This is a genomic window from Enterobacter sp. Acro-832 (genome assembly GCF_011752745.1).
In the GTDB taxonomy this organism is placed as follows: domain Bacteria; phylum Pseudomonadota; class Gammaproteobacteria; order Enterobacterales; family Enterobacteriaceae; genus Enterobacter; species Enterobacter quasiroggenkampii.
The window spans coordinates 172,996-186,812 of sequence record NZ_VWWX01000005.1 but is presented as its reverse complement, the minus strand read 5'-3'; the positions used below and the strand labels follow the sequence as shown (position 1 = coordinate 186,812).

At 54.3% G+C, this 13,817-nt stretch carries 12 protein-coding genes; 7 read left to right on the top strand and 5 right to left on the bottom strand.

Annotated elements, in window-relative coordinates; genetic code table 11:
• Position 1: 1 nt before the first annotated feature.
• A complete protein-coding gene (gene mscK / locus F3J31_RS18075; RefSeq protein ID WP_045909751.1) occupies positions 2–3,349 on the bottom strand; it encodes a mechanosensitive channel MscK in 3,348 nt (1,115 codons plus the stop codon).
• Positions 3,350–3,462: 113 nt separating this feature from the next.
• Positions 3,463–4,116 (bottom strand): multidrug efflux transporter transcriptional repressor AcrR, encoded by a 654-nt coding sequence (gene acrR, locus F3J31_RS18070; protein ID WP_048225918.1) that lies wholly within the window; start codon positions 4,114–4,116, stop codon positions 3,463–3,465.
• Between the two features lie 141 nt (positions 4,117–4,257).
• Here acrR and acrA point away from each other — a divergent pair, with 141 nt between their 5' ends.
• The 6 genes from acrA to F3J31_RS18040 all read left to right on the top strand — a co-directional run bounded on the left by acrA (position 4,258) and on the right by F3J31_RS18040 (position 11,094).
• The gene (gene acrA, locus F3J31_RS18065) at positions 4,258–5,451 is read left to right on the top strand and encodes a multidrug efflux RND transporter periplasmic adaptor subunit AcrA (RefSeq protein ID WP_045909753.1); all 1,194 of its coding nucleotides are present in this window, start codon (positions 4,258–4,260) and stop codon (positions 5,449–5,451) included.
• Positions 5,452–5,473: 22 nt separating this feature from the next.
• Entirely contained in the window at positions 5,474–8,620 is a 3,147-nt protein-coding gene (gene acrB / locus F3J31_RS18060; RefSeq protein WP_045909754.1) for a multidrug efflux RND transporter permease subunit AcrB, read from the top strand.
• 508 nt (positions 8,621–9,128) lie between these two features.
• The gene (tomB, locus tag F3J31_RS18055) at positions 9,129–9,503 is read left to right on the top strand and encodes an Hha toxicity modulator TomB (protein ID WP_008499288.1); all 375 of its coding nucleotides are present in this window, start codon (positions 9,129–9,131) and stop codon (positions 9,501–9,503) included.
• Positions 9,504–9,530: 27 nt separating this feature from the next.
• Positions 9,531–9,749, top strand: coding sequence for an HHA domain-containing protein (locus tag F3J31_RS18050; protein ID WP_008499287.1), 219 nt, complete (start codon positions 9,531–9,533; stop codon positions 9,747–9,749).
• Between the two features lie 208 nt (positions 9,750–9,957).
• Complete coding sequence (gene maa, locus F3J31_RS18045; RefSeq protein ID WP_167214500.1) at positions 9,958–10,509, top strand: maltose O-acetyltransferase; 552 nt, start codon at positions 9,958–9,960, stop codon at positions 10,507–10,509.
• 117 nt (positions 10,510–10,626) lie between these two features.
• Complete coding sequence (locus F3J31_RS18040; RefSeq protein ID WP_045909756.1) at positions 10,627–11,094, top strand: YlaC family protein; 468 nt, start codon at positions 10,627–10,629, stop codon at positions 11,092–11,094.
• Here the strand turns inward: F3J31_RS18040 and F3J31_RS18035 are convergent.
• Positions 11,066–12,526, bottom strand: a complete 1,461-nt coding sequence (locus tag F3J31_RS18035; protein WP_167214497.1) for a PLP-dependent aminotransferase family protein — start codon at positions 12,524–12,526, stop codon at positions 11,066–11,068. The genes F3J31_RS18040 and F3J31_RS18035 overlap by 29 nt on opposite strands.
• Positions 12,527–12,627: 101 nt before the next feature.
• On the opposite strand from F3J31_RS18035, the gene F3J31_RS18030 reads away from it, so the two are divergent.
• A complete protein-coding gene (locus F3J31_RS18030) occupies positions 12,628–13,338 on the top strand; it encodes a GNAT family protein (protein ID WP_167214494.1) in 711 nt (236 codons plus the stop codon).
• On the opposite strand, the gene ykgO is transcribed toward F3J31_RS18030, so the two are convergent.
• Both ykgO and F3J31_RS18020 read right to left on the bottom strand, forming a co-directional pair.
• Positions 13,335–13,475, bottom strand: a complete 141-nt coding sequence (ykgO, locus tag F3J31_RS18025; RefSeq protein WP_003859006.1) for a type B 50S ribosomal protein L36 — start codon at positions 13,473–13,475, stop codon at positions 13,335–13,337. The two genes, F3J31_RS18030 and ykgO, sit on opposite strands and share 4 nt — an antisense overlap.
• A gap of 2 nt (positions 13,476–13,477) precedes the next feature.
• On the bottom strand, positions 13,478–13,738 hold the full coding sequence (locus F3J31_RS18020; protein ID WP_006176933.1) for a type B 50S ribosomal protein L31: 261 nt from the start codon (positions 13,736–13,738) through the stop codon (positions 13,478–13,480).
• Positions 13,739–13,817: the final 79 nt, after the last annotated feature.

Below are 13,817 nucleotides of genomic sequence, written 5' to 3'. Positions count from 1 at the left end.
ATTAAGCCGGAGTCGGGTCGTCGCCCTTAATGTCGCGCTTCACTTCCGTATGCTCATCTCCTTTCTCGTTACGCAGGTGAACCTCAAGCTGGTTGAAGGCGATATTAATATCGTTTTCACGACACAGACGATCGATAGAGCGGTTAAGCTCATCCACCGTGTAGCTGCGGTCACGCAGTTCACGCACGTATAAACGCAGCTCGTGATCCAGCGTACTCGGCCCAAAGGTGGTGAAGAAGACCGCCGGAGCCGGATCGTGCATCACTTTCGGATGTTCAGACGCCGCCTTCAGCAGCACCTCTTTCACCTTATCCAGATCCGATCCATAGGCCACGCCCAGGCGGATCACCACGCGTGTCACCGTATCCGAGAGCGACCAGTTGATCAGACGCTCGGTCACGAACGCTTTGTTCGGGATGATCACCTCTTTGCGATCGAAGTCGGTGATGGTGGTCGCACGAATACGGATCTTGCTGACCGTTCCCGAGAACGTGCCGATGGTGACGGTATCGCCGATACGTACCGGACGTTCAAAGAGGATGATCAGGCCGGAGACAAAGTTACCGAAGATCTCCTGCAGGCCAAAACCAAGACCGACCGAGAGGGCGGCCGCCAGCCACTGCAGTTTATCCCACGAGACGCCAAGCGAACCAAAGACCGTCATCGCTCCAACAATAATGATGACGTAGTTGAGGATCGTGGTGATGGCGTAGGACGCCCCCTGGCGAAGATTCAGACGTGACAGGAGCAGCACTTCGAGCAGGCCAGGCAGGTTGCGGATCAGCGCCCAGGCGACCACCGACGACACCAGCGCAAACAGCAGGCTGCCCATGGTCACGCTTTTCATGACCGCCGCGCCGGCTTCGGTTCCGTTGTATTGCCAGAGGGTAATACTGTCGAGATAGGCGAAAACGGTAATAAGATCGGACCAGATCGCCCAGAACATCACGGCAAACAGGGCGATCATCACCAGCATGGTGATGCGCAGCGTCTGCTGGTTAACCTGCTCCAGCGCGATGGTCGGCTCTTCCTGAGGCTCCGCGCCCTCGGCCCCCTCTTTCACCTGATGCTGACGACGCGCAATGGCACGGCGATAGGCAATGCGGCGGGCCGCCACGCTCAGGCCGCGCAGCACGGTCTGATAGAGCAGGTTCCAGACGATCACCAGATAGACCGTTTCAATCCAGCGCCCGGACAGGCGCAGCGTGGTATAGAAGTAGCCCGTTGCCGTCAGCACCATCAGCGCCAGCGGAATGATCGCCAGCACGGTCACGGTGGCCAGACGGATATTGTGGGACTCTTTATCACGCCAGCTGTCGCGGCACATCGGCCACATCAGGATAGCAATCAGCAGCAGGTTCAGCAGGATGACCAGCTGGCCCAGCACATCATCCATCAAATGCAGCGGGGAAAGTTCAGAGACAACCGACCAGAAGTGCAGCGGCAGCAGCGCCAGGCTGATGCGCACAATCTGACGACGCCAGTGACTGGTCAGCTGCGCAGGCATGTTGAAATGACGCACCGCCACGCCGTCTTTTTCCAGCACCTTCCAGCACAGGCCAAACACCAGCCAGAACAGCGCCAGTTTTTTACTGAACGCCCACAGCAGATCGCTGACGTTGAGCTGCATGGTGAGCAGAATCAGACCCACGGCCAGAATAATCAGGCACACCGGCAGGGCGCGAATGAGATCGATCAGAATCGCTTTTGGCGTATGGAGCTGGCTATCGTTACGCAGCTGCCCCACTTCGGACGCCAGCTTCGCCTGGTATTTTTTCAGCCAGCCCAGACGCCAGCGAATCAGGCCTGCGATCAGCAGCAGCGGTAGCCCCGCCAGCAAGGCAATCATCACCGCAGGCCAGGCTTTCTCCCAGTTTACGGTGATCTTCATGCTCTTGATCTGCGTTTTCAGCGTCTCAGGGAAGGATTTAATCCAGTCCCAGTCCATCGGTTTGTTGCTGTTTACCCAGAAAATCTGCTGGGTCAGGATCTCCTGCAGACTTTTCGAAACGCTCACCAGCTGCTGCTGGTTGATTTGCAGGTTAATGGCCATCATCAGCTGGTTGCCCAGCTGCTTGTTGAGCTGATCCAGCAGCTCGCGACGCATATCCACGACCTGGAGCAGCGCGTCGTGCACTTCTGGGTTCACGTCGCTGGAGTGCCCTTCTTCAATTTTTGCGACAAAGGTATCGCTCTGGAAAAGGGCATCGCGCTGCTGGTTGACGTCAAACTGTTCCAGACGTAAATCCGCAATGCGGTTGGTCATATCTTCCAGCTCATCGGCGGACGGAAGCGTCTGCTGCTGCTGGTAGAGAATACGCGACAGCAGGAGGCTGCCTTTCAGGACCGCGATCTGCTCTTTGATGTTGCGTTCCGCCTGCAGGGCGCGATCCAGCCAGTTCTTCACCTTGATATTTTGCTGAACCAGCGAGTTGCCGTTTTCGGTCGCCAGTATCAGGCGCTGGCTAAGCTGGTGGTTGGCTTCGAGCTCCTGCTTCACCAGCGGGTTGGCCTGGATGCGGGCGGTTTCGTCAGGGGATACGGCCTCCTGGGCGGTTTTTTCCGTCAGCGTCAGGCGCTTGCTGTTAACCGCTTCCTGCAGCAGCTGTAGCTGGTGCTCCAGACGATTAATGTTTGCGGTGACGTAATCGCGCTGTTTCTGCAGGGTGTCCTGCAGCACCGTATTCCCTTCCAGGCTTTTACGCTGTTGTTCAATCTGCGCATTGAGCAACGTCTGCTGCACCAGCAGCAGGGTTTGCTGCGTCGGGCGCAGCGTGCCCTCTCCTACCGTTGTGCCGTTGAGGCGGTTGCGGATCTGCTGCAGCTGCTGAGACGCGGCGTACATCGCATTTTGCACGCGCTCGGGCTGAGTCTGCAGAGAGACAAGCTGGCTGTTGTAGGTGGCGAGATCGGACTGCGCCGTTTGCAGGTCGTCGAGCAGTTGCGCCACGCGCGACTCGAGCTGGCGTAAGGAGAGCGCGGCGAGCGTTTTGCGCGTTTCGTCGTCGTTATCCACGTCGCTCAGGGCATTCAGCGATTCCGTCGCTTTGCGCATGTTTTCTGGAGCCTGCGCCACCTTCTGACGAAGCTGTGCGGTTTCAGCCTTAACGCGTTCAATTTTATCCAGCGTTTCCAGCGTTTCCGTCAGATCCTGCTGCGTCAGTTTTTCCTGAGGAGAGAGTTCTTTTTGTTTGTTCAGCGTGTCGAGCTGCGACTGAACATCCGCACGCGTGGGGATATCGTTGCTGTTGTCGGCGCGGGCCCAGGTCAGCGGCGCCGTGGCGAAGAAAAACAGCATCGCAAAGAGCAATGCAAAAACAGGATGTTGCGATCGATTGATGGGCAGCATAGTTGTGAATGATGTCAGAAGATGACCGAAAATAGTCCGGCGTGAAGAATATCACGCTCGCCGGAAGCAGAATAGCGCGAACGTGAGCCTCTGAGATAAATCCTGGAAATGACTCAGGCGGTTAGCGACGGCGCGTCGCTGCGCAGCGTCGGGCAGAGCTGTAGCATTTCCAGTAAAATCGCGACGTAGCTGCGGGCCTCCGCTTTAAGATCAAACGACTGTGGCGCAAACAGCCAGTTTTCCATCAGACCGGAAATGTAGCTACGCATCAGAATCGCCGCCCGGCGGGTCAACAGGTTGGCCGGCAGCAGTTTTGCCTGCATGCACTGATTCAGGTTGTATTCAATACGGTCATAGCTCTCCAGGCTGAGGCTGCGTTGCGCCTGCTGAACAATCGCCATCTCGCCCACGAACTCGCATTTATGAAAGATTATTTCCATCATTAATCTGCGACGTTCTTCAACTACCGTAGCTTCAAGGATATATACTAATATTTCTCTCAATACTGAGAGTGGATCGTCAGGGAATTTTGCCCGATACTCACTCTCGAGATCGCTAATGCTGGACTCTGAAAGCTCCCAGATTTCACTGAACAGATCTGACTTGTCTTTAAAATGCCAGTAAATCGCTCCCCGCGTCACACCGGCAGCCTGAGCAATTTGTGCCAGCGAGGTAGATGAAACACCCTGCTGCGAGAACAAACGTATTGCCACATCCAGAATGTGTTGTCGGGTTTCCAGCGCTTGTTGTTTAGTTTTTCGTGCCATAGGTGGGTGAATTTACAGGAGTCAGATTTACATACATTTGTGAATGTATGTACCATAGCATGACGATAATATAAACGCAGCAATGGGTTTTTAGACTCAGGACCCTTGATCAATTTGAAATCGGACACTCGAGGTTTACATATGAACAAAAACAGAGGGTTAACGCCTCTGGCGGTCGTTCTGATGCTCTCAGGCAGCTTAGCGCTAACAGGATGTGACGACAAACCGGCTCAACAAGGAGCTCAGCAGGCGCCAGAAGTAGGCGTTGTGACGCTCAAATCTGAACCTCTACAAATCACTACCGAATTACCCGGCCGTACAAATGCTTACCGCATTGCGGAAGTGCGTCCTCAGGTTAGCGGCATTATCCTGAAACGTAACTTCACCGAAGGCGGTGATGTGAAGGCCGGTGAGTCTCTGTATCAGATTGATCCCGCAACCTATCAGGCGTCTTATGAAAGCGCGAAAGGCGATCTGGCTAAAGCACAGGCCGCGGCTAAAATTGCTCAGCTGACGCTGAACCGCTATCAAAAACTGCTCGGCACCAAGTACATCAGTCAGCAGGATTACGATACCGCCCTGGCGGATGCCCAGCAGGCTAACGCCGCCGTGGTGGCAGCCAAAGCGGCCGTCGAAACCGCGCGCATTAACCTGGCCTATACCAAAGTGACCTCGCCTATCAGCGGTCGTATTGGTAAATCTTCCGTGACGGAAGGGGCTCTGGTGCAGAACGGTCAGACCACTGCGCTGGCGACCGTGCAGCAGCTCGATCCGATCTACGTTGACGTCACGCAGTCCAGCAATGATTTCCTGCGCCTGAAACAGGAGCTGGCTAACGGCACCCTGAAACAGGAAAACGGCAAAGCCAAAGTGGAGCTGATTACCAACGACGGTATCAAGTTCCCGCAGGAAGGTACCCTGGAATTCTCTGATGTGACGGTCGACCAGACCACCGGTTCCATCACCTTACGTGCGATTTTCCCGAACCCTGACAAGAATCTGCTGCCAGGTATGTTCGTTCGCGCGCGTCTGGAAGAAGGAACGAATCCAACCGCACTTCTGGTTCCACAGCAGGGTGTGACCCGTACGCCACGCGGCGATGCGAGCGCGCTGGTTGTTGGAGCAGATGACAAAGTCGAAACGCGCAATATCACCGCCACACAGGCGATTGGCGATAAATGGCTGGTGACGGAAGGTCTGAAAGATGGCGATCGCGTGATTGTTTCTGGTTTGCAAAAAGTTCGTCCTGGCGCGCAGGTTAAAGCACAGGAAGTGAAATCTGACGATAAACAACAAGCTTCGGCCGCTGGCCAGTCAGAACAAACCAAGTCTTAACTTAAACAGGAGCCGTTAAGACATGCCTAATTTCTTTATCGATCGCCCCATATTTGCGTGGGTGATCGCCATTATCATCATGCTGGCCGGGGGACTTGCGATCCTGAAGCTGCCTGTCGCGCAATATCCAACGATTGCGCCACCGGCGGTGACTATCTCCGCAACCTACCCGGGGGCTGATGCGAAAACGGTGCAGGACACCGTCACTCAGGTTATCGAACAGAACATGAACGGTATCGATAACCTGATGTACATGTCCTCAAACAGTGACTCTACCGGTACAGTTCAGATCACCCTGACCTTCCAGTCAGGTACGGATGCTGACATTGCGCAGGTTCAGGTGCAGAACAAACTGCAGCTGGCGATGCCTCTGCTGCCGCAGGAAGTACAACAGCAGGGTGTGAGCGTCGAGAAATCGTCCAGCAGCTTCCTGATGGTTGTCGGCGTTATCAACACCAACGGCACCATGACGCAGGAGGATATTTCCGACTACGTGGGTGCCAACATGAAGGACGCCATCAGCCGTACTTCCGGTGTGGGTGACGTTCAACTGTTCGGTTCTCAGTACGCGATGCGTATCTGGATGGATCCGAACAAACTGAACAACTTCCAGCTGACCCCCGTTGACGTGATCAATGCGATTAAAGCGCAGAACGCCCAGGTGGCAGCCGGTCAGTTAGGCGGTACGCCGCCGGTGAAAGGCCAGCAGCTTAACGCCTCGATCATTGCACAGACCCGTCTGACCTCTGCCGATGAGTTCAGCAAAATTCTGCTGAAAGTGAATCAGGACGGTTCCCAGGTTCGCCTGCGCGACGTGGCTAAAGTCGAGCTGGGCGGTGAGAACTACGACATCATCGCGAAGTTCAACGGTAAACCGGCTTCCGGTCTGGGTATCAAACTGGCGACAGGGGCTAACGCCCTGGACACCGCCACGGCGATCCGCGCAGAGCTGAAGAAGATGGAACCGTTCTTCCCGTCAGGTCTGAAAATCGTTTACCCGTATGACACCACGCCGTTCGTCAAAATTTCGATTCACGAAGTGGTTAAAACGCTGGTAGAAGCCATCATCCTGGTGTTCCTGGTGATGTACCTGTTCCTGCAAAACTTCCGCGCGACGCTTATCCCAACGATTGCCGTGCCGGTTGTTCTGCTCGGGACCTTTGCGATCCTGTCGATATTTGGCTACTCGATAAACACCCTGACGATGTTCGGGATGGTGCTCGCCATCGGCCTGCTGGTGGATGACGCCATCGTCGTGGTCGAGAACGTCGAGCGCGTAATGGCGGAAGAAGGTCTGCCGCCGAAGGAAGCGACCCGTAAATCAATGGGTCAGATCCAGGGCGCGCTGGTCGGTATCGCGATGGTGCTGTCTGCGGTATTTATCCCGATGGCCTTCTTCGGGGGCTCTACCGGTGCGATTTACCGTCAGTTCTCAATTACCATCGTTTCCGCGATGGCGCTGTCGGTGCTGGTCGCGTTGATCCTGACGCCTGCGCTGTGTGCCACCATGCTGAAGCCGATTCAGAAAGGCGGTCACGGCGAGCATAAAGGGTTCTTCGGCTGGTTTAACCGCATGTTTGATAAGAGCACGCACCACTACACCGACAGCGTGGGCAACATCCTGCGCAGCACCGGTCGTTACCTGCTGCTCTATATCATCATCGTCGTGGGGATGGCGTTCCTGTTCGTTCGTCTGCCAAGCTCGTTCCTGCCGGATGAAGACCAGGGCGTGTTCCTGACGATGGCACAGCTTCCTGCGGGCGCGTCGCAAGAGCGTACCCAGAAAGTGCTGGACGAAGTGACGGACTACTACCTCACCAAAGAGAAAGACAACGTTGAATCCGTGTTTGCGGTTAACGGCTTTGGCTTTGCGGGTCGTGGTCAGAACACCGGTATTGCCTTCGTTTCTCTGAAAGACTGGTCTGAACGTCCGGGCAAAGAGAACAAGGTTGAAGCCATTACCGGCCGTGCGATGGGCACCTTCTCGCAGATTAAAGATGCGATGGTCTTCGCCTTCAACCTGCCAGCGATTGTTGAACTGGGTACCGCGACCGGCTTCGACTTCCAGCTGATTGACCAGGGCGGTCTGGGTCACGAAAAACTGACGCAGGCGCGTAACCAGCTGTTTGGCGAAGTGGCTAAGCACCCTGACCTGCTGGTCGGCGTGCGTCCGAACGGCCTGGAAGATACGCCGCAGTACAAAATCGACATCGACCAGGAGAAAGCTCAGGCGCTGGGCGTATCCATCAGTGACATCAATACCACGCTGGGCGCCGCCTGGGGCGGTAGCTACGTTAACGACTTCATCGACCGCGGTCGCGTGAAGAAAGTGTACGTGATGTCCGAGGCGCAATACCGTATGTTGCCAAACGATATCAACAGCTGGTTCGTGCGCGGCAGCAATGGTCAGATGGTACCGTTCTCGGCGTTCTCAACGTCTCGCTGGGAATACGGTTCGCCGCGTCTGGAACGCTATAACGGTCTGCCATCGATGGAGATCCTGGGTCAGGCCGCTCCGGGCCGAAGCACCGGTGAAGCCATGAACCTGATGGAAGAGCTGGCGAGCAAACTGCCTTCTGGGATCGGCTACGACTGGACCGGTATGTCCTATCAGGAACGTCTGTCCGGAAACCAGGCCCCTGCCCTGTACGCGATTTCACTGATCGTCGTCTTCCTGTGTCTGGCAGCGCTGTACGAGAGCTGGTCAATTCCGTTCTCCGTTATGCTGGTGGTACCGCTTGGGGTTATCGGTGCGCTGCTTGCGGCAACGTTCCGTGGACTGACCAACGACGTGTACTTCCAGGTAGGCCTGCTGACAACCATTGGCTTGTCGGCGAAGAACGCGATACTTATCGTTGAATTCGCCAAAGATCTGATGGAGAAAGAAGGTAAAGGTCTGATTGAGGCGACGCTTGAGGCTGTTCGTATGCGTCTGCGCCCAATCCTGATGACATCACTGGCGTTTATCCTCGGCGTACTGCCGCTGGTTATCAGCTCCGGTGCTGGCTCCGGTGCGCAGAACGCGGTTGGTACAGGCGTTATGGGTGGTATGGTTACCGCAACCGTACTCGCTATCTTCTTCGTACCGGTGTTCTTCGTGGTGGTTCGCCGCCGCTTCAGCCGGAAAAATGAGGATATTGAACACACGCATTCGGTAGAACCTCACTGATACCGGTTTCACATGATAAAAAGGCCGCATTAGCGGCCTTTTTCATTTTCAGAAAAAATCATAAATTACGCTTATTGTGGTTCTATTTATTTTCTGCCATCTTAATTAGACATATCATAATTAACTGATAACTTAATCGGTGAATTCAGGATTTTTTTAATTTCATTTCCCCGCTTAAGCTATTAGGAATATTCCTAATAAGAAGTTCTGACAAAGAGAAGTTCGAATCTGAACTTTTCAGGCCGTTTTGCTAAGCCAATGAAACGTAAGGATGCGATAAAAAATCGCGTTAATTTGGATAAAAAAAGGGTGTCCAGGACGGAACATTGCGTACATGCTCGCAGTCTACGGTTTTATTTGTAATTTTTCGTAATAGCGCGATGAAATCCAGGAAGGAGTGGCTTATAGTTAAGTTATCAGGAACACAGCACTCATGTAGCTAAGTCAGTTGTATCCATCCCGACTATGATGTTCGGTGAGTAAGAAATCACTCAGAAGGGGATGCGCTATGGACGAGTACTCGCCAAAAAGGCATGATATCGCGCAGTTGAAATTTCTCTGCGAATCCTTGTACCATGACTGCCTTGCCAACCTTGATGAAAGTAACCATGGCTGGGTAAACGACCCAACGTCTGCCATCAATTTACAGTTGAATGAGCTGATAGAGCATATCGCAACCTTCGCACTTAATTATAAAATTAAGTACAATGAAGATAATAAGCTCATTGAGCAAATTGATGAATACCTGGACGACACCTTTATGTTGTTCAGTAGTTACGGCATTAACGCCCAGGATTTGCAAAAATGGCGTAAATCGGGAAACCGGCTATTCCGCTGTTTCGTCAACGTGAGCAGAGCTAACCCGGTTAGTCTTTCCTGTTAAAATTATTACAATTACTAAGGTGAATTTATGTCTGATAAACCACTCACAAAAATCGATTATTTGATGCGCTTACGACGTTGTCAGTCAATTGACACGCTCGAACGCGTCATTGAAAAGAATAAATACGAGCTTTCTGATAATGAACTGGCCGTATTTTATTCAGCCGCGGACCATCGTCTTGCTGAACTAACCATGAATAAGCTGTATGACAAAATCCCTACTTCTGTATGGAAATTTGTCCGTTAATGTTTGAAGGGTGTCTGTAGAGTTCTACGCCACGTTCTAAGCTGTTTTTACCTATCCCGTTATGCTCCCTGTGCCCAGGCCAGGTCTCCGTGTAAAACGTGTTTATCAGCAACATTGTTGTGACGCCAGTCACATCGGCTTTTCGGGAACGTTCCCCTCCTGGCCTGTTCCTATTACTCTGCGGTAATCTTTTCCAGAGAGGTTTCCTATGAGCGTAGAAAAACAGAAGATGATTGCCGGTGAACACTACCGCCCCGGCGATGAGACGTTACGGGCCGACAGACTGCGGGCCCGCCATCTGGTGTACCGCTATAACCACACCGCGCCCGATGACAAGACAGAACGCCAGAACATCCTGGCGGAACTGCTGGGGCAAAGCGAAGGCGCTTATATCGAACCGAGCTTCCGCTGCGACTATGGATATAACATCTCTCTGGGTAAAAACTTTTACGCGAACTTCGACTGCGTGATGCTGGATGTCTGCCCCGTTCGTATCGGCGATAACTGCATGCTCGCGCCGGGTGTACATATTTATACGGCCACCCATCCGCTGGATGCAGAGGAACGGAACAGCGGCGTGGAGTTTGGCAAACCCGTCACCATTGGGAATAATGTCTGGATCGGTGGTCGGGCGGTTATTAACCCTGGCGTCACCATTGGTGATAATGTGGTGGTGGCCTCCGGTGCCGTGGTGACGAAAGACGTCCCGGCTAACGTTGTCGTGGGCGGCAATCCGGCAAAAATCATCAAAACGCTGTGAGGGAGTGGGGAGCCAACTGTTATGGTCTTTTAGCGCCAGACTGTTACTTTTTTCAGCCCAATGGCTCCCCTAAAATTGGCAGACACCCTGTATTGTCAACTCTCATAAAGGCAAAAAATGACCGAGATACAGCGCCTGCTCACCGCTACCATCGACGATCTTAACCTCCGCGAAAAGCGCGACAATCGCCCGCGCTTTAGCATTAGCTTTATTCGCAAACATCCTGGACTGTTTGTCGCCATGTATGCCGCCTGGCTGGCGACGCTTATTGTGATGCTGAAGTCTGAAACACTGGTGGACTCCGTCTGGCTGCTGGTTGTGCTGTTTGTGGTCTTTAACGCCTTTTTCTTTTTCGACGTGAATCCGCGCTACCGTTACGAAGATATCGACGTCCTCGATTTCCGGGTCTGCTATAACGGCGAATGGTACAACACGCGTTACGTGCCAGAGGAGCTGATCGACAGCATTCTGCACTCTCCGGCCGTTGAAACCGTGCAAAAAGAGAAGCTGCAGAAAATGGTCTCTACCAAAGGTCAGCTCTCTTTCTATGACGTCTTTACCCTTTCGCGCCCTGCTGCTGCGTAATGAGCGCCTGCAGACGCCGGATCCCCGGCGCAAACTGAGAAGCAGAGGTATTGCCGTAACCTAAAACCAGACCGGTTTGCCCCTGCTTCGCCTCCAGGTAGTACCCGCTCAATGCAGCGGGTGCCAGCTGAAACGCCCTCGCCTGCTCCACCAGTTTCTGGTCATCAATATCGTCTATCGCCAGCGTCAGATGCATCCCGCCTTCACCGGCCAGAATACGGTGCGGCGCATGAAGCTCTGCGCCCAGCACCTCCCGCAGCTGGCGGTATCGCTTACGATAGAGCCGACGCATGGCGGCAAGATGACGGGCATAGTGACCTTCTTCGATAAACAGCGCCAGCGTGCGCTGTTCGGCACGATGCCCACCGCGCAACAACGAGCCGATGGCCGGACGAACCGCCTTCGCCAGCGCAGGCGGCAAGACCATGAACCCTATTCGGAGCGACGGAAACAGCGTTTTACTGAACGTCCCCAGATAAACCACGGGCGCATTGTTGACCATTCCCAGCATCGCCGGCACGGGCTCACCGGCATAACGGAATTCGCTGTCGTAATCGTCTTCGATGATCCACGCGTTGTGCTGCCGGGCGAGCTCCAGCAGCGCCAGACGCCGTCGGGCGCTGAGCACGCTTCCGTAGGGGAACTGGTGTGAAGGTGAGGTAAAAATTAACGAGGGAGAAGGGGCATTCAGTCCCTCACAGCACATTCCCTCGTCATCAACCGGGATCCCCGTCATGGTCAGTCCGGTTTTAACAAACGCGCTTTTTGCCCCGCTATAGCCGGGGTTTTCTACCCAGGCGATATCCCCCGGCTCGCTCAACAGCATCGTGCACAGGTTGACACCCTCAAGCGCGCCTTCCGTGATCACAATCTGGCTCGCGTCGCAGTCGATACCGCGGGACAGGGCGAGATGCCGGGCAATCGCTGCCCGCAGCGACGGTTCACCGGCCGGGTCGCCATACCCCAGCAGGGCATTTCCCTCCTCCCGCATCACGCGATCGTACAATCGCCGCCACAGCGGCAGAGGGAAATAGTTGATGGCGGGTGTCCCCGGCGTAAATGCCAGTACCGGGGTATCCCGTTGCACCGGCGCAGGTAGCAGGCCAACCCGCCGGGCGAGCCTGATGTCAGGGTCCGGCAATGTCCGGGTGGCCGAGCGGTAAGCCAGCTGTGCCACCCGCGTTCCCTGGCGGTTACGCTGCAAATACCCTTCCAGCGTGAGCTGGTCCAGCGACGCATTGACGGTATTGCGGGAAAGGGAGAGCTGCTGGGCCAGCGTTCGCGAACCGGGAAGCTGGCTGCCGGACAGGAGTCTTCCGCACAGAATCGCCTCCCGTAAAGCAAGATAAAGCGCGCGCTGGAGCGTCTCTTCCCCGCGTTTTTTCAGGGCTGCGTTGAGCAAGGTATAAAATTCATCACCCGGTATATTCATTTCGCCTCCTCGTGGCACCATCAAAACATAGCGCAGTGGTTCTTTTTAAGGAACCAGCAATTCACTAGTCTGAAACTCTTTTCAACGTCACGGAAATTAAGATGAAGACATTCAATCAGTTCGGACAGCCGGTGGGTGAAGCGCTTAGCGACTGGCAACCTCGTCAGCCCCCATCCCGGGTCGTGCTTCAGGGCCGGTATTGTCGCCTTGAGCCGCTGCGCGTGGAGCATGCCAACGCGCTGTTCTCCGCATATTCCCTGGCCGGAGATACGCGCAGCTGGACGTGGCTGCTGCGTGAACCCGACGCTACCGCAGAGGAGTTTGCCGAATGGGTGGCGAGCGTGAGTGAGTTATCCGATCCCATACACTTTACCGTTATGGATAACCAGACCCGGTCTCCGATCGGGACGCTGTCCCTGATGCGGATCGATCCTAAAAACGGGGTCGTGGAGGTGGGGCACGTTCACTTCTCGCCTCTTTTAAGCCGCACGCCCATGTCAACAGAGGCGCAATATCTGCTGATGCGGTATGTGTTCGATACCCTGGGCTACCGGCGTTATGAGTGGAAGTGTAATAGCCTGAACGAACCTTCCCGCAAGGCCGCCCTGCGTCTGGGTTTTCAGTTTGAGGGGCGTTTTCGTCAGGCGCTGGTGATAAAAGGCCATAACCGGGATACCGACTGGTTTTCGATTCTCGATAAAGAGTGGCCGACGCTGGCGAACGCCTTTGAGCGCTGGCTTGCCACCGACAATTTTACTGCCGATGGCAAACAGAAAAGATCCCTGGAAAGCTGGCGAGAAACGCGCGTTTAGCGTCTTTTTTTACGTCCCTGAACCGCCTTAAAGCGCGGATTGGATTTGCATATCACGTACAAGCGTCCCTTGCGTTTGACTATCTGGCAATCCGGGTGACGCTGTTTTGCACTGCGCAATGAGTTAAGTACCTGCATGGTTAGCCCCGCTTCGCATTGAGAAAACCGCCAAAACGCTTGCGGAAGCGTGCTGCGCTACCGTCCGTGGAGAACGTTTTCTGCTTACCGGTATAAAACGGGTGCGATTTTGAAGAAACCTCGATGGTGATATACGGATACGTTTCACCGTCGAGTTCAATTTCGCGGTCGGTCTTAATGGTTGAGCCCACTTTGAAGTATTCATTCGCGCTGGTGTCATGGAAGACTACGGTGCGATAGGCGGGATGGATATTGGGTTTCATCGTCAATCCTTTATGTTTTGTTATAACATAACAAAATAATATCCAGGCCAGATTCAAAAAACAACCCCTCCCCTTTGAT